Genomic DNA, 16,460 nt, shown 5'->3' with positions numbered 1-16,460 from the left:
TCGCGACCAGCCCCCGGCTACAGGGGCTGGCGCGTCGGAAACGGATCTGATCATGTCGCCCATGGATATGGTTCGCGCGCACTTCGAACGCACACTCCATCGCAAATGATCCTGCTGTATTTGAGCCTTGCGTCGCCATAACAACGATTAGCCACTTTCACCGGCCACAAGCACTGGCCATGAGGACCTACACGATGGACGTCACCGCAACTTTGAGTCTGGGCGATCCACTGGAACCTGCACGCAAGGCCACCGCCGAAATGCTGCAGAGCCGCGAGCGGACCTACTCGCTGTCACAGCCGTTCTACTGCGACGAGCGCCTGTTCCAGATCGATATGGAAGAGATCTTCCAGAAGGAATGGCTGATCGCCGGGATGACCTGCGAAATCCCGACCAAGGGCAACTTCATCACCTTGCAGATCGGCAAGAACCCGATCCTGGTGGTGCGCGGAGCCGAAGGCCAGGTGCATGCCTTCCATAACGTCTGCCGCCATCGCGGTTCGCGCCTGTGCACCAGCGACAAGGGCAAGGTCGCCAAGCTGGTCTGCCATTACCACCAGTGGACCTACGAGCTGGACGGCCGTCTGCTGTTCGCCGGCACCGAGATGGGCGCCGATTTCGACATGAAGCAGTACGGGCTCAAGCCGGTCAACATCAAGACCGCCGGTGGCTACATCTTCATCAGCCTGGCCGAGAACCCGCCGGCGATCGATGACTTCCTCGCCACCCTGACCCACTACATGGAACCCTATGACATGGAGAACACCAAGGTGGCGGTGCAAACCACCTTGATGGAAAAGGCCAACTGGAAACTGGTGCTGGAAAACAACCGCGAGTGCTACCACTGCAGCGGCTCGCACCCTGAACTGCTGAAAACCCTGCTGGAATGGGACGACGTCACCGACCCGCGCGCCGACCAAGCGTTCAAGGACCATGTCGCCGCCTCGGCCGCCGCCTGGGATGCCGAGAAGATCCCCTACGCTCACGCAAGCTTCGGCCTGCGCAACCGCATCGTACGCATGCCGCTGCTCAAAGGCACGGTATCGATGACCCTGGACGGCAAGCAGGGCTGCCAGAAGCTCATGGGCCGGATCAAGAACCCTGACCTGGGCTCGATGCGCATCCTGCACCTGCCGCACTCGTGGAACCACTGCATGGGCGATCACATCATCGTCTTCACCGTGTGGCCAATCAGTGCGCAAGAGACCATGGTCACGACCAAGTGGCTGGTGCACAAGGATGCGGTTGAAGGCGTGGATTACGACCCGGCGCGCATGCGCCAGGTGTGGGATGCCACCAACGATCAGGACCGCCGCCTGGCGGAAGAGAACCAGCGCGGGATCAACTCCACGGCGTACCAGCCAGGGCCTTATTCGAAGACCTATGAGTTTGGTGTGGTCAACTTTGTCGATTGGTACAGCGAGCGGATGCTGAGCAACCTGGGGGCGGCGCCGGCGCCTTATCTCAAGGGTGTGGCTGCGCAGTAGGCCCTACCGCGGGGCAAGCCCGCTCCCACCGGGATGGTGAACCGGTGGGAGCGGCGGTGCGACGCCTCGACTTGCCTCGCGATGCTGTACAAATTTTGACCACCCGCCGCAATCCCCCGGCCCCATTGGGCCCGTCCACACAGCAAACACTTTATCCACAGGACAGCCCACAGCTAATGTGGGCAAGTCCTTGTTTTTTCCGCTAATTTTTATTGGTCAATATTTGATCAAATCTCTGAAAGCCTTTAAATACAAGGCTCATAGCGGAAGGCGAACACCTTATCCACAGAGACGCCAACAGACTTTGTGTGCAAAAGTCTAAGCGGTAGAAAACCGTTGTGGATAACGCCCTGAGCAACCGAAATACCGGGCTTGGGCAGGCACAAACAAGGCAATTGGCTAGTTTTTGATCAATACTGCGCAGCCCTTGCCACACGGGCCTCTCAGCCATGGGCGAACATATTATCCACAGACCCGCCAACAGCGATTGTGGGCAAACTCAGCAGTGCCTGGGGAAGAAAACCTCGAAAAATCCGCAACTTAGCCTGATCATTTTTTGATCATAACGCCGAAGGGCACGCAATGCGTGCCCTCCAGCCATACACAAACACTTTATCCACAGATCGGCCAACAGACTTTGTGAGCAACTCTCAGCGCAATACGCCCTCTTCCAGCAACAGCTTGAGGATGGCTTGCGCACCGTCCTGCGGGCTGAGGTCCTTGAGCACTTGTCCACCGCCGCCACTGGCCTTGGCGGTGGCGGCTTTCATGCGGTCGGCGCCGCTCTTGGCCTTGATCACTTTCAGGCGCTTGGGCCGTGGCTTGGCCGGTTGCAGTTCGGCACTTGTGAATAACTCGTCTTCGACGATAGCCACCTGGCGCGCCGCCAATACCCCACGCCGCGCCGGGCCAAACGCGCTCTGGCGCGGCTTGGGCGCGGCGTTGTCCACAGTAGCGAGCAACGGCAGGCGCACCTTCAAGCGGCGCCGCTGGCCCCGTGGCAGGGCCTGCAGGACCTGGGCCACGCCGTTGTGGATAGACTCCACTTCGGCAAGGCCCACCACCAGCGGCCAGCCCAGGCGTTCGGCCAGCAGGAACGGCAGCATCCCCGAGCCTTCACCGGTTTCTGCCTGGCTGCCGGTCAGCACCAGTTGGGCCCCGGCGTCGCGCAGATAGTCGCCAAGCACCCCCAGGGCATCGGCGCCTTGCGGTTGTTCGAGTACGTCGATGTGTTCCAGGCCCATGCCCAGGTAGGCACGCAAGGCCGGCTCCCGCGGGTCGCCGGCATGCAGCACTTGCAAGTTATCCCCAGCCAGCTGCAGGCCCAGTTCCACTGCCCGGGCATCCTGCTCGGCACGGCGGGTGCGGCCGGAGCTGGGGTGGGCACCGATTGAAACCAGACTGATGACCTTGGTGTGCATAGTTATCCCCTGCCCTTAGGCCGCATCGCGCTTGGCGTCGTTGCGGTAGTTTTCCACAGCCTCGATCAGCGCCTGGAGAATCGCCGCGCTGTCGCCGATCACCGACAGGTCGGCACGCTTGATCATGTCGCAGCCCGGGTCCATGTTGATCGCCACCACCTTGTCGCAGGCCCCGATGCCCTGCAGGTGCTGGATCGCCCCGGAAATACCCACAGCCACATAAACCCGCGCGGTCACCCAGGTACCGGTAGCACCGACCTGGCGATTGCGCGGCATGAAGCCGTCGTCCACGGCCACCCGCGAAGCGCCTTCGGTAGCGCCCAGCGCAACGGTGGCGCGGTGGAACAGGTCCCAGTCCTTGACGCCGTTGCCGCCCGAGACGATGAACTCGGCCTCGGCCATGGCAATGGCGGCCGGGTCGACGGCCACAGGGCCGAGGTCTTCAATTCGCGACAAGCTGCGCACAGCGCTTGTGGATAACTGCACCGGCAAGGCTTCGTGGCGAGTTTCGCTGACCGGTTCCGCGCATTCGGCAGCCGCCAGGATCAACCGTGGCAGGCCGCGGATCAGGTCCTGCTGGCCAGCGCCGGCGCGGCCGCTGCATTGCCCGTCCTTGACCTGCCAGACGCGCGTAGCCGGGCGTTCGCCAATGGCCGCGGCAAAGCGCCGGCCCAGCTCACCGCCACCGGTACGACTGTCCGGCAGCAGCCAATGGCGTGGGCTGTACTGGTTATCCACAGCGCGCAGACCCTGCACCAGTTGCTCCGGCGCATAACCTGCGAACTCGTCACCTTCGATCACCAGTAAGCGATCGACGCCGGCTGTGGAAAAGTTGCTTTCCTTGTGTTCGCCAAACACCATCGCCAGCACCGCACCGTCACTGCCGGCCAGGCTGCGGGCCAGGCCCAGCAGATCGCGGTCGTGGCTGCCCAGGCGGCCGCCGACCATGTCCGGGACCACGGCGATGTAGAACGCCGGCTGCGCCACCTGGTGCAGCGGCAATTGCACCACGGCTGCTGCAGTGCGCTTGCTGCTGCCGCCCTGCTGGGCGCCGCTACGATCGATGCGCTTGATACCGTTGGGGCCAATGAAACCGACCCCGTGCGGATTCTTGCGGATGATGCCGTTGGGCCCCATCCAGCTGTGCTGCTGAGTCTGCTGCATGGCCGCGTGCAGCGGGTGCAGGCGGTTGCGGGCGATCCACTCGGCGCGCGGATCACGGCGAATAATGTCGCTCATCAGTGCACCTCCGCAGGTTCACGCTTTGCCGGGGCGGGTTTGCTCGCCTGGGCCTGTTCTTCGAGAATGGCGTCGGCGACCAGCTCCGCCAGGTCCTTGATCAACGGACGCGGTTCGACCACGCCTTCGAGCATCGCCGTGCACTGTGGACAACCCACGGCCACCAGCTCGGCAGCGGTTTCGCGGATGTCGTCCATGCGCATGTCGGGGATCCGTTGCTTGCCAGGAATATCGGTAATCGGCGCACCGCCGCCACCGCCGCAGCAGCGCGAGCGGAAGCCCGAACGCTGCATCTCCTTGACCTCGATACCGAGGGCGCGCAGCACTTCACGCGGCGCCTCGTACTCGCCGTTGTAACGACCCAGGTAGCACGGGTCGTGATAGGTCACGCTGCCGCCCTTGTGCTGGCCGAGGTTGAGCGCGCCAGCGGCGATCAGTTCGGCGATATAGGTGCTGTGGTGCTGCACCAGGTAGTTGCCGCCGAAGGCACCGTACTCGTTCTTGAGCACATGGAAGCTGTGCGGGTCGCAGGTAACGATGCGCTTGAAGCTGTACTTGGCCATGGTCTGGATATTGCGCCTGGCCAGTTGCTGGAAGGTCGCTTCGTCGCCCAGGCGCCGGGCCACGTCGCCGCTGTCGCGCTCTTCCAGGCCGAGCACGGCAAAGTCTACTTGCGCAGCTTTCAGCACTTTGACAAAAGCCCGCAGGGTGCGCTGGTTGCGCATGTCAAAGGCACCATCGCCGACCCAGAACAGTACTTCGGCGGTCTTGATGTCGCCGAGCAGGTTGAGGTTGAGGTCCGCCGCCCAGTTCATCCGCCCGCCCGGGGCAAAACCGCCGGGGTTGTCGGTGGCGATCAGGTTGTCCAGCACCTCGGCGCCCTTGTTCGGCGTCGCGCCTTTTTCCAGGGTCAGGTGACGGCGCATGTCGACGATGGCATCGACGTGCTCGATCATCATCGGGCACTCCTCGACGCAGGCGCGGCAGGTGGTGCACGACCACAGGGTCTCGGCGTCGACCAGGCCGTTGACGATCGGCTGGTGCGGGTTGCCGCCATGCTCGCCGATCGGTTTGCCAGGGTACGGGCTGCCAGCGAACTTGGCATCGGTGCCGCCGGCCAGGCCGACGACCATGTCCTGGATAAGTTTTTTCGGGTTCAACGGCTGACCGGCAGCAAAGGCCGGGCACACCGCTTCACATTTGCCGCACTGCACGCAGGCGTCAAAGCCGAGCAGTTGGTTCCAGGTGAAATCCTTGGGTTTTTCCACCCCCAGCAACGCTTGCGGGTCTTCCAGGTCGATGGGCGTGAGCCCGGTCGAACGGCCACCGCCAAAACGCTCGGCACGGCGGTGCCAGGCCAGGTGCAGGGCACCGGCAAAGGCGTGCTTCATCGGCCCGCCCCAGGTCATGCCGAAGAACAGCTCGGACACGCCCCACAGCACGCCAATACCCAGCAGCGCCACCAGCAGCCAGCCGCCGAAGCCCTCAGGGAGAATCCCGGCCACCGGCAAGGTGGCGATGAAGAAGCTCACGGCAAACACCAGCAGACTTTTCGGCAGGCGCATCCACGGGCCCTTCGACAACCGTGAAGGCGGGTTGAGGCGACGTTTGTAGACGAACAGCGCACCGGCAAACATCAGTACGGTGGCGAACAGCAAGGCATAGCCAAGAATCTTGTTATGCAGGCCAAAGCCATGCACCAGGATCGCCAGTACCGCTGCCAGGACGAAGCCGCCAGCCGTGGCCACGTGGGTGTTGGCCATGTACTTGTCGCGGGCGACCACGTGGTGCAGGTCGACCATATAGCGCCGTGGCATGGCCAGCAAGCCGCCCAGCAGATCGACCTTCGACGGCCGACCCTGGCGCCACATCCGCACGCGCCGCAGCGCGCCAAGGACGGCAAGGCCCAGGGCGGCGAACAGAAGGATGGGGATAAGGGTGTTCAACATCAGAGGCACCTTTCAGGTGCAAGCCTCAAGCCTCAAGCCGCAAGCAAGGGCAACACCGCGTTGCTCTTGCTTACCGCTTGAAGCTTGCCGCTTGCAGCTGCCTTAGAAATCCTTACAAAGCCGAAGTGCGTCGTAAATGGCCGCGTGTGTATTGCGCTGCGCCACGCAGTCACCGATGCGATACAGCAGGTAACCTTCGCCCGGCTGGCTGAGGATCGGCTGCGGCTTGATCGCGAACAGCGCCTCAATGTCGATCTGGCCCTTGTTGCGCGAACCTTCCTTGAGGCCGTAGTACAGCGCCTCGTCCGGCCGCACGCCGTTCTCGATCACCACCTGGTCGACCACCCGCTCCTCTTTGGCGCCGGTGTATTCGTTCTCCAGCACCGCCACCAGCTTGTCGCCCTCGCGGTAGACCTTTTCCAGCATCAGGTCGCCGGTCATGATCACTTCCTTGGGGTACATGCTGCGGTAGTAGGTCGGGAACGACGTACCGCCGATGGCCACGCCCGGCTTGATGTCGTCGGTGACGATCTCGACCTGGCTGCCCTTGTCGGCGATATAGTCGGCCACCGACATGCCGGTGAATTCGCAGATGGTGTCGTACACCAGCACGTTCTTGCCCGGCGCCACCTTGCCGTCGAGCACGTCCCAGCTGCTGACCACCAGCCCTTCGGCGGCGCCCCAGTGTTCGTTCTGCTCGATGAACGGATGGCCGCCCACCGCCAGCACGATGATGTCCGGGCGCAGGTCCTGAATGGTGTCGATATCGGCCGCCGTACCCACGCGCAGGTCGACCTTCAGCCGCGCCAGCTCCAGCTGGTACCAACGGGTGATACCGGCGATCTGGTCACGTTGCGGCGCCTTGGCGGCAATGCTGATCTGCCCGCCGATGGCGTCTTTCTTCTCGAACAGGGTAACGTCATGACCGCGTTCGGCGGCCACGCGCGCAGCTTCCATGCCCGCAGGCCCGGCGCCAACCACCACCACCTTGCGCTTGGGCCCGGTGCTTTTCTCGATGATGTGCGGTACGCCCATGTACTCACGGGAAGTCGCAGCGTTCTGGATGCACAGCACATCCAGGCCCTGGTACTGGCGGTCGATGCAGTAGTTGGCACCGACGCACTGCTTGATCTGGTCGATCTGGCCCATCTTGATCTTGGCGATCAGGTGCGGATCGGCAATGTGCGCGCGGGTCATGCCGACCATGTCGACATAGCCGCCTTCAAGGATGCGTGTGGCCTGGTTCGGGTCCTTGATGTTCTGTGCATGCAGCACCGGAACCTTGACCACTTCCTTGATGCCGGCCGCCAGGTGCAGGAACGGCTCGGGCGGGAAGCTCATGTTGGGAATAACGTTGGCCAGGGTGTTGTGGGTGTCGCACCCCGAGCCGATCACGCCGAAGAAATCCAGCATGCCGGTGGCATCGTAGTACTTGGCGATCTCCTTCATGTCCTCGTGGCTGAGGCCATCGGGATGGAATTCGTCACCGCAGATCCGCATGCCCACGCAAAAATCCGGGCCGACTTCGGCGCGCACGGCCTTGAGCACTTCCAGGCCGAACTTCATCCGGCCTTCAAAGGTGCCGCCCCATTCGTCGGTACGCTTGTTGACCCGCGGGCTCCAGAACTGGTCGATCATGTGCTGGTGCACTGCCGACAGCTCGACCCCGTCCAGACCGCCTTCTTTGGCCCGGCGCGCGGCTTGCGCATAGTTGCCGATCACCCGCCAGATTTCTTCCGGCTCGATAGTCTTGCAAGTGGCGCGGTGCACCGGTTCACGCACGCCTGATGGTGACATCAGGGTCGGCCAGTTGAAGCCGTCCCAGCGCGAGCGACGGCCCATGTGGGTAATCTGGATCATGATCTTGGCGCCATGTTTGTGCATGGCATCTGCCAGGTTCTGAAAGTGCGGGATGATGCGGTCGGTCGAGAGGTTCACCGAAGCCCACCATTCCTGCGGGCTGTCGATGGCCACCACCGAGGACCCCCCGCAGATGGCCAGGCCGATACCGCCCTTGGCTTTTTCTTCGTAGTACTTCACGTAGCGGTCGGTGGTCATGCCGCCATCGGTGGCATAGACCTCGGCGTGCGCGGTGCTCAGTACCCGGTTGCGGATGGTCAGTTTGCCGATCTGGATCGGCTGGAACATTGCTTCGAAAGCCATGGCGGGATCCTCGACTTACAACGGCTTGACGATGAACAGGCCGTCGTCGTGGCCTTCTTCCGAACCGCCGTAGACCTGCTCGGCGACCGTGCGAATGTTGCTGCCGCGGGCCGCCAGGATCTGGTCCATGGCCCCGGCGAACCAGCCGGTGAACATGTAGTCGACCTTGCGCCCGACCTTGCCGTACACATACACGAACGCCGAATGCTCGAGCTTGACGCTGGCGGTGCCCTTGTCGAGGTCGATGTCCTGAATCTTGAACAGGCCCCAGCCTCGCTGGGACAGGCGCTTCATGTAGTGTTCGAACACCGCCACGCCTTCCAGGCCGTGGCATTCAGCTTCTTTCTCGCACCAGTGCCAGGCGGACTTGTAGCCGGCCTTGTAGAGAATCTCGGCATAAGCGTCGGCGCCCAGCACTTCCTCGATGCCCATGTGGTTGTTGACGAAGAAATGCCGCGGTACATACAGCATCGGCAGGGCATCGCTGGTCCAGACACCGGTTTCGCTGTCGACTTCGATAGGCAATTGCGGGGCGATCTTGGCCATGGAAACTGAACTCCAGAAATTTTGGTTGGCTGCCCCTGCGCCGGTGGCAGGGGTCGGAAGACGGTTACTGGCGGCTTATTCGCCCCAGACATCCTTGAGCACGTTGACCCAGTTCTCGCCCATGATCTTGCGCACCACGCGCTCGGAATGGCCGCGCTTGAGCAGGGTCTCGGTGAGGTTGGGGAACTCGCCCACGGTGCGGATGCCCAGCGGGTTGATGATCTTGCCGAAGCTGGTCAGACGCCGGGCGTAGCCCTTGTCGTGGGTCAGGTATTCGAAGAAGTCCTGGCCGTGGCCCTGGGTGAAGTCGGTGCCGATACCGATGGAGTCTTCACCGACGATGTTCATGGTGTATTCGATGGCTTCGGCGTAGTCGTCGATGGTCGAATCGATACCCTTGGCCAGGAACGGCGCGAACATGGTCACGCCGACGAAACCGCCGTGGTCGGCAATGAACTTGAGCTCTTCGTCGGACTTGTTGCGCGGGTGCTCCTTGAGCCCGGAAGGCAGGCAGTGGGAGTAGCACACCGGCTTTTTCGATTCGAGGATGACTTCTTCGGAGGTCTTGGAACCGACATGGGACAGGTCGCACATGACCCCGACGCGGTTCATCTCGGCGACGATCTCGCGGCCAAAGCCCGACAGCCCGCCGTCACGCTCGTAGCAGCCGGTACCGACCAGGTTCTGGGTGTTGTAGCACATCTGCACGATGCCCACGCCGAGCTGCTTGAACACCTCGACATAGCCGATCTGGTCTTCGAAAGCATGGGCGTTCTGGAAGCCGAAGAGGATGCCGGTCTTGCCCACTTCCTTGGCCTTGCGGATGTCGGCGGTGCTGCGCACCGGCATCACCAGGTCGCTGTTCTCACGGATCAGCTTCTGGCTGGCGGCGATGTTGTTGACCGTGGCCTGGAAGCCTTCCCAGACCGACACCGTACAGTTGGCCGCGGTCAGGCCGCCCTTGCGCATGTCTTCGAACAGCTCGCGGTTCCATTTGGCAATGATCAGCCCGTCGATAACGATGCTGTCTGCGTGTAATTCGGCTGGGCTCATCAGGCTGTCCCCTTTATTGGTAAAACCTGCGCCGAATCGTCTGCCGGCGCTTTGGAGCCAGCATATGCCTAGGGGCAATGTCGCCCAGATGCAAAAACGACAGGGGAATTGCCGAAAGCGTCAAAGAGCGACAAAGGGCTGCTTTGACCGCCTGCGCCACAGTCTTTAACAGTTTTCCGACAATCCGCTCAAAGATTGCCGACCGCCTCTGCCCTAGCATGAACTGCCCCCCATTGCGCCCAGGTGCCCCATGCTTCGCCTTGCCTTTCTGTTCAGCCTGCTGCTCGTCAACTCCGGCTGCAGCGAACGGGCACCCGCAAGCCTGCCGCCGATCCGCCAGGGTGACTATCAAGCGGTGATCGAACAGTTGCGCCAGAGCATCCCCGAGCAGATGCGCAAGAACCATGTGCCGGGCCTGTCCCTGGCGCTGATCGACGGCCAGACGCTGGTCTGGGCCGAAGGTTTCGGCCTGGCTGACGAGGCGCTGCAAATACCCGTGACCCCCGCCACGGCGTTCCGCGCCGGCTCGCTGTCTACGCTGTTCACCGCCAGCGCCACTTTGCAACTGGTCGAACAACAGCGCCTGAACCTGGATGCCCCGCTGTCGCAGACCCTGCCGGAGTTTCGCGTGCGTTCGCGCTTTCATGCCGATGCCCGCAGTGCTGACCGGGCTATCACCCTGCGCCGTTTGCTCAGCCACCAGGCTGGGCTACCCAGCGAATTTTTGCCGAACCTGCACAGCGCTGATCCATTGATGCACCTGCCGCAAAAAGCCGGCGAGCTGTGGCTTAACCATCCCCCCGGCATGCAGATGGCCTATTCCAACCTGGGCTTCACCCTGCTCGGCGCCGCCATCGAGCGCAGCAGCGGGCAACCCTTCGAAACCCGCCTGCAGCAGCACTTGTTGAAACCCCTGGGCATGGCGCACTCAAGTTTCATCGGCACCAGCAGCCTGCAGCCCTACCGCGCCCGCGGCTACCTGCAGGGCCAGCGCAGTAAGGACCCGGAAATTAGCGACCTGCCGGCTAGCGGCTTGTGGACCACGCCTCGGGATGTCGGCCAGTTCGTGCAAATGCTGTTCTCCCAGGGGCGCTTCGACGGTCGGCAAGTGCTCAATCGCCAGTCGATCGAACAGATGTTCCGCCAGCACAATCGCGCTAATGGGCCGGACGTCGATTGCCCGATTGGCCTGGCCTGGTACCTGGGCCCTTGCGGTGATCCACGTATAGGGCCGCAACTGCAGCAATGGCAACACAGCGGTTCGACCGGAGATTTTGCTGCGCAACTGAGCGTGCTGCCCGAGCCGAAACTGGCAGTGGTGGTGATGGCCAATGCCGATACCGCCGAAGCGCTGGTCAGCGACCTGGCCACCCAGGCCCTGCGCCTGATGCTGCAGGCCCACGGTAGCCAGCTGGCTTGCCCGCGCGACTGTCAGCCGAGCTTGCCGCCGCTGCGGCTCTGAACCTCAGGCCTCGTTGTGCGGCCAACTCAAGACGAACAAGGCGCCACCACTGACGGAGTCTCGTACCTGGGCATGCCCCTCATGCCATTGCGACACTCGGCGCACCAGGGCCAGTCCGAGCCCGTAGCCACCGGTCCGGCGGTCGCGACTGGTGTCCAGCCGGGTAAACGGCTCGAAGATTTTCTCCCGGGCGACCAACGGCACGCCCGGGCCGTCGTCCTCAACAAACACCTGATACAGGTTGCCTTCACGCACCAGGCTTACCCGCACTTCGCGCTCGGCATAACGGATGGCATTACGCAGCAGGTTGATCACCGCCCGCGCCATGAACCGCGGCTCGATGCGAATGCTCTCGACGGCACAGACGCTCAGTGTCAGCGCCACACCTGCGGCTTCCGCTTCCAGGGCGAGGCTGCCGAGCACACTGTCGATCCACTCGGCAGCCTGGATGGTTTCGCGTTTGATCTGCGCAGCGCCATGCTCAAGGCTGGCGTAGGTCAGCAGCTCCGAGACCATCTCTTCAAGGTCGCCCAGGTCGGCATGCATGTCGTCCAACAGCGGGCCACAGGCATTCTGGTCGGCCAGGCGGCGTAACTGCTCCAGTTCGAAGGTCAGCCGCGCAATCGGCGTACGCAGTTCATGGGAAACCGCATTGGTCAGTTCGCGCTGGTTGGCGATCAGGCCTTCGATACGCCCGGCCATCTGGTTGAAATGCTCGGCGAGTTGGCGAATGTTCGAGCGGCGCGACAAGTGGATGCGCGAACTCAGGTCGTTGGCGCCAAAGCGCTGTGCCGCCAGACGCAATCGCTCCAGGTCGCGCCAATGCGGCCAGACCCAGCAAAACACGGCAATGCCAAGCAGGCTGGCGAACATGCCGTAGGCAATGACAACAAAGCCAGTGGACATCCTCAGATCAGGCGGCAAGCTGACACTCAGCAGCTGGTGGCCTTCATCAATGGGAATGATGAAGCGGCTGACATCATCGAGAATCAGCATCTGGTTACTGGCCAACAGCTCACGATCGTGCTGACTGAGCGGCAACGACTGGGCCTCAACCAGCTTGAGGGTCATCCCGTAGTGCGGCTGAAGCTCGTCCAGACGTTGTTGGCGCGCGGTAGCTGAAAGTGGACGCAATTGCTCCAGCAAGCTGTAGGCCGGCCCACGCATCGATTCGCGGTAATAAACATCGTCGCTGGTCTTCAGGTACCAGTCAAAAAACGTGTTGATCGACGGCACCGCCAAAGCAAAGGCAATGACCATGGTGGTGAACAAGCCGAGAAACAGCCGCAGCATCTACAGCTCCCAGGCGAAAGGATTGAACAGGTAGCCTTTGCCCCAGACCGTCTTTATGCACACCGGCTCGCGAGGGTTGTCGCGCAGCTTGCTGCGCAGCTTGCTGACATAGACATCGACGCTACGGTTGAAGCCGTCAAAGGCAATGCCGCGCAAGCGATTGAGGATGTCATCGCGCGACAGGGTCTGCCCCGCAGCACTTGCCAACAGCCAGAGCAGTTCGAACTCCATGGTGCTCAGCTCGATGGGCTCATCACCCAGATGCGCTTCACGGCTGGCCCGATCAATGTTCAATTGTCCAAAGCGCAAGCTGTCGCGCCCGATCGGCTCGCTCCCTTGGCGACGCTGCAAAGCGCGCAGCCGAGCCAGTAATACCGGGGGCTTGATGGGTTTGATCACATAGTCGTCGGCCCCGGACTCAAGGCCAAGAATATGGTCGAGATCGTCTTCGCGGGCCGTCAGAATCACGATCGGCGTGGCCGCCTGGCTACGGATTGCCCGGCACACCTGCAGGCCGCTCAGCCCCGGAAGCATCAGGTCGAGGACCACCAGCGCCGGCTTGTAGCTCAGAAAGGCTTCCAGCGCCTGGTCGCCCCGGTGCACGCAGTGCACCTCGAAGCCATGCTCGGCTAGATAATGCGCAACCAGGCCGGCCAGTTTGAGGTCGTCTTCGACCAGCAGTACCTTGATCAGTCCGGGGCTTTCCATCGCGTTTCCACAGGCTAAAAAGACTGGATTAGTGGGAAAACGCCGAGTTTATGTGCGCTTTTATGAAACGTCTGTGAATAAGTGTTCACGCCGCCCGCACGCTTTTTCACAGGAGCACCGACTACCCTGTTCTTTGCTGCGGCGCTGAGCGAGAATCGGCGCCCATGTTCGCGCAAGCTTTCGGAGGATGTCGCAGATGAGAACGATGGTAGGGCTGGCCCTGGTATTGCTGGCATTCGGCGCCCATGCCGAGGACGACGAGAGCACCCCGTGCGACAACGTCGAGAGCGACCAGCAAACTTATGAATGCGCTCAATACAGCCGCACTACCGCCGAACGCGAACTTAACGCCGCTTTCGATGACTTGCTGCAACGCATCGGCGAACAATACGACGGCCAGCCGGCCAAGGTCGCCGAACTGAGCAAGCGCCTGCGTGACGCCGAAGCCATCTGGAAGCAATTACGCGACGCCGACTGCAAGGTCGAAACCTTTGACGAAAAACCCGGAAAGGCCTTCGACGCTGCATTGAACACCTGCCTTGCCCAACGTAGCGATGATCGCTCCGAATACTTGCAGTCCCTGGGTCTGCAAAACTCCGATTGAGAACAGCATGAAAATCTGCGGAATTGAAATCAAAGGCAGCGAAGCGCTGCTCGCCGTTGCCACCCTGGACGGCGCCAGCCCTGTGCATCTTGCCCTGGCCACGAAAAAAATCGCCCTGGAAGACGATGAGCTGGCGAACAACGTCAAAGCCTTTGCCAGCCAGGCCCGGCAATTTATCGCTGAACATGGCATCAGCCACCTGGCGATCAAGAAACGCAGCAAGAAAGGCGACTTCGCGGGTGGCCCGACCACTTTCAAGATCGAAGGCGTATTGCAGCTGCTGGATAATTGCGAGGTGGAGCTGGTTTCACCGCAGACCGTCAGCGCCCAGGCCAAGAAACACAACATTGAACTGCCAGCTTCGCTGAACAAGTACCAGCACGAAGCCTACAAGAGCGCCTGCGCGCTGTTGCTCAAGCGCCGCTGAGGCTGACAGCCCCGACCTTGCGGTCTTCTCGCGGGCAACGCGCGAATCGCCCCCGGTAGCAGCGGGTGAAGTACGAGGCTGACTCAAAGCCGCAGGCGATGCCCACCTCCAGCACGCTCAGATCGGTCTGGCGCAGCAGTTGCCGGGCCTTGTCCAGGCGCAGGCGCAGGTAAAAGCCACTGGGCGTGTCGTGCAGGTAAAGCTTGAACAAGCGCTCCAGCTGGCGCCGGGTGACCTGCACCGACTCGGCCAGCACCAGGGTGTTGAGCGGTTGCTCGGTGTTGCGCTCCATCTCGCCGATCACCTGCACCAGTTTCTTGTTGCTGATGCCATAGCGTGAGGCGATCTGCATGCGCTGGTGATCCTGGCGCGGGCGGATGCGGCCCAGCACGAATTGCTCCGACACCTGGATCGCCAGCTCCGGGCCGTGGGCCTGGGCGATCAGGTCGAGCATCAGGTCGATCGAGGCAGTGCCCCCCGCCGAGGTGATACGGCGCCGATCCACTTCGAACAGCTCCTGGGTTGCCTGCAACTGCGGGTAACTTTCCTTGAAGGCCTCCAGCGCTTCCCAGTGCAGGGTCACCCGGTGACCGTCGAGCAACCCGGCCTCGGCCAGCACCACGGTGCCGGTGTCGATACCGCCCAACACCACGCCTTCGTGATCGAGCTTGCGCAGCCAGTGCTGCAAGGCCGGGCCAAAGCTGCGCAGCGGCTCGAAACCGGCCACCAACAACAGCGTCGCGCCCTTGCCAAGCGGCTGCAGCGCGGCGTCGGCATTCACCGACATGCCGTTGCTGGCCTGCACTGCACCGCCATCTATGCTCAGCACCTGCCAGCGATACAGCTCGCCACGAAAGCGGTTGGCCACCCGCAGCGGCTCTATCGCGGAAATAAAGCCAATGGCGGAGAACCCGGGCAACAGCAAGAAATGGAAATCCTGGGGCATAGCGATAACTCGACGGCCACCGATGCTCGGTTAATAGCGCGCTGGTCGCCACTGTGCAAGTGCCGGTCGCCACAGTGCGATTTTTAGCCAGGGCACCGGCGTAGTTTGGTCACACGGCACGCAGAGGCCGCCCCCTATAACAATTAGAACTGCCGTTGGAGGAGCCACCATGAACAGAATGATCAGCCGTAGCCTGCTGATGCTCGTCGGCACCGCAATCCTCAGCACCAACGTGATGGCCGCAGAACCGGCCACCTGCAAGAACGTGCGCCTTGGCGTGGTGAACTGGACCGACGTGATGGCTACCAGCGCCATGACCCAGGTCCTGCTCGATGGCCTGGGCTACAAGACCAAGCAGACCAGCGCCTCGCAACAGATCATTTTCGCCGGCATCCGCGACCAGCGCCTGGACATGTTCCTGGGCTACTGGAACCCGATCATGACCCAGACCATCACCCCGTTCATCGATGCCAAACAGGTCAAGGTCCTCGACCAGCCGAGCCTCGACGACGCCCGCGCGACCCTCGCGGTACCCAAGTACCTGGCCGACAAGGGCCTGAAAACCTTCGCCGACATCGCCAAGTTCGAAAAAGAGCTGGGCGCCAAGATCTACGGCATCGAGCCCGGCTCGGGTGCCAACACCCAGATCAAGGCGATGATGAGCAAGAACCAGTTCGGCCTGGGCAAGTTCCAGCTGGTCGAGTCCAGTGAAGCCGGCATGCTCGCCGCCGTCGACCGCGCGGTGCGCCGCAAGGAGGCGGTGGTGTTCTTCGGCTGGGCGCCGCACCCGATGAACGTCAACATCGACATGGCCTATCTCAGCGGCAGCAACGGCGCCCTGGGCCCGGACGAGGGCCGCGCCACAGTGTGGACCGTCACTGCCCCGGACTACGCCCAGCGTTGCCCGAACGTCAACCGCCTGCTGACCAACCTGACCTTCAGCGCCGAGGACGAGAGCCGCATGATGCAACCGCTGCTCGAGCATAAAGACGCACTGGAATCCGCCCGCCAGTGGCTCAAGGACCATCCGCAAGACCAGAAGCGCTGGCTTGAAGGGGTGACCACCTTTGACGGCAAGACCGCCGCCGACAACCTTCAGCTCACTGCCAACTGACAGACCCTGTGGGAGCGGGCTTGACCCGCGATGGCCCCAACTCGCCCG

The 16,460-nt window shown here is 62.3% G+C and carries 14 protein-coding genes; 5 read left to right on the top strand and 9 right to left on the bottom strand.

What is annotated here, in order from left to right:
* The first annotated feature begins 194 nt into the window (after positions 1–194).
* Positions 195–1,487 (top strand): glycine-betaine demethylase subunit GbcA, encoded by a 1,293-nt coding sequence (gene gbcA, locus F8N82_RS26785; RefSeq protein WP_038998316.1) that lies wholly within the window; start codon positions 195–197, stop codon positions 1,485–1,487.
* Positions 1,488–2,137: 650 nt separating this feature from the next.
* Here gbcA and F8N82_RS26780 read toward each other — a convergent pair.
* From F8N82_RS26780 to F8N82_RS26755, 6 genes are all read right to left on the bottom strand, one after another.
* A complete protein-coding gene (locus F8N82_RS26780; protein ID WP_038998315.1) occupies positions 2,138–2,908 on the bottom strand; it encodes an electron transfer flavoprotein subunit beta in 771 nt (256 codons plus the stop codon).
* 15 nt (positions 2,909–2,923) lie between these two features.
* Positions 2,924–4,147 carry an electron transfer flavoprotein subunit alpha/FixB family protein gene (locus F8N82_RS26775; protein ID WP_038998314.1) on the bottom strand — a complete coding sequence of 408 codons (1,224 nt, stop codon included), beginning with the start codon at positions 4,145–4,147 and terminating at the stop codon, positions 2,924–2,926.
* Entirely contained in the window at positions 4,147–6,096 is a 1,950-nt protein-coding gene (dgcB, locus tag F8N82_RS26770; protein WP_038998312.1) for a dimethylglycine demethylation protein DgcB, read from the bottom strand. The genes F8N82_RS26775 and dgcB overlap by 1 nt, the downstream gene beginning before the upstream one ends.
* Before the next feature lie 102 nt (positions 6,097–6,198).
* The gene (gene dgcA / locus F8N82_RS26765) at positions 6,199–8,259 is read right to left on the bottom strand and encodes a dimethylglycine demethylation protein DgcA (protein ID WP_038998311.1); all 2,061 of its coding nucleotides are present in this window, start codon (positions 8,257–8,259) and stop codon (positions 6,199–6,201) included.
* A gap of 15 nt (positions 8,260–8,274) precedes the next feature.
* The gene (locus F8N82_RS26760) at positions 8,275–8,805 is read right to left on the bottom strand and encodes a 4-vinyl reductase (RefSeq protein ID WP_010221341.1); all 531 of its coding nucleotides are present in this window, start codon (positions 8,803–8,805) and stop codon (positions 8,275–8,277) included.
* Positions 8,806–8,880: 75 nt separating this feature from the next.
* A complete protein-coding gene (locus F8N82_RS26755; protein WP_038998310.1) occupies positions 8,881–9,858 on the bottom strand; it encodes a dipeptidase in 978 nt (325 codons plus the stop codon).
* A gap of 250 nt (positions 9,859–10,108) precedes the next feature.
* Here F8N82_RS26755 and F8N82_RS26750 point away from each other — a divergent pair, with 250 nt between their 5' ends.
* Entirely contained in the window at positions 10,109–11,320 is a 1,212-nt protein-coding gene (locus F8N82_RS26750) for a serine hydrolase domain-containing protein (RefSeq protein WP_224793838.1), read from the top strand.
* Between the two features lie 3 nt (positions 11,321–11,323).
* On the opposite strand, the gene F8N82_RS26745 is transcribed toward F8N82_RS26750, so the two are convergent.
* Complete coding sequence (locus F8N82_RS26745) at positions 11,324–12,613, bottom strand: ATP-binding protein (protein WP_038998309.1); 1,290 nt, start codon at positions 12,611–12,613, stop codon at positions 11,324–11,326.
* The gene (locus F8N82_RS26740; protein ID WP_038998307.1) at positions 12,614–13,321 is read right to left on the bottom strand and encodes a winged helix-turn-helix domain-containing protein; all 708 of its coding nucleotides are present in this window, start codon (positions 13,319–13,321) and stop codon (positions 12,614–12,616) included.
* A 196-nt stretch (positions 13,322–13,517) separates the two neighbouring features.
* Between F8N82_RS26740 and F8N82_RS26735 the strand changes: the two genes are divergently transcribed.
* Complete coding sequence (locus F8N82_RS26735) at positions 13,518–13,925, top strand: lysozyme inhibitor LprI family protein (RefSeq protein WP_038998306.1); 408 nt, start codon at positions 13,518–13,520, stop codon at positions 13,923–13,925.
* A 7-nt stretch (positions 13,926–13,932) separates the two neighbouring features.
* Entirely contained in the window at positions 13,933–14,352 is a 420-nt protein-coding gene (locus tag F8N82_RS26730; RefSeq protein ID WP_038998305.1) for a DUF3010 family protein, read from the top strand.
* Here F8N82_RS26730 and F8N82_RS26725 read toward each other — a convergent pair.
* Positions 14,339–15,298, bottom strand: a complete 960-nt coding sequence (locus F8N82_RS26725; RefSeq protein WP_038998304.1) for a GlxA family transcriptional regulator — start codon at positions 15,296–15,298, stop codon at positions 14,339–14,341. The two genes, F8N82_RS26730 and F8N82_RS26725, sit on opposite strands and share 14 nt — an antisense overlap.
* A gap of 169 nt (positions 15,299–15,467) precedes the next feature.
* On the opposite strand from F8N82_RS26725, the gene choX reads away from it, so the two are divergent.
* Complete coding sequence (choX, locus tag F8N82_RS26720; protein ID WP_038998303.1) at positions 15,468–16,412, top strand: choline ABC transporter substrate-binding protein; 945 nt, start codon at positions 15,468–15,470, stop codon at positions 16,410–16,412.
* The last annotated feature ends 48 nt before the right edge of the window (positions 16,413–16,460 follow it).

Origin of the sequence: Pseudomonas fluorescens (genome assembly GCF_902497775.2) — a bacterium.
GTDB lineage: Bacteria > Pseudomonadota > Gammaproteobacteria > Pseudomonadales > Pseudomonadaceae > Aquipseudomonas > Aquipseudomonas putida_F.
This window is presented reverse-complemented; position numbering and strand designations above follow the sequence as displayed.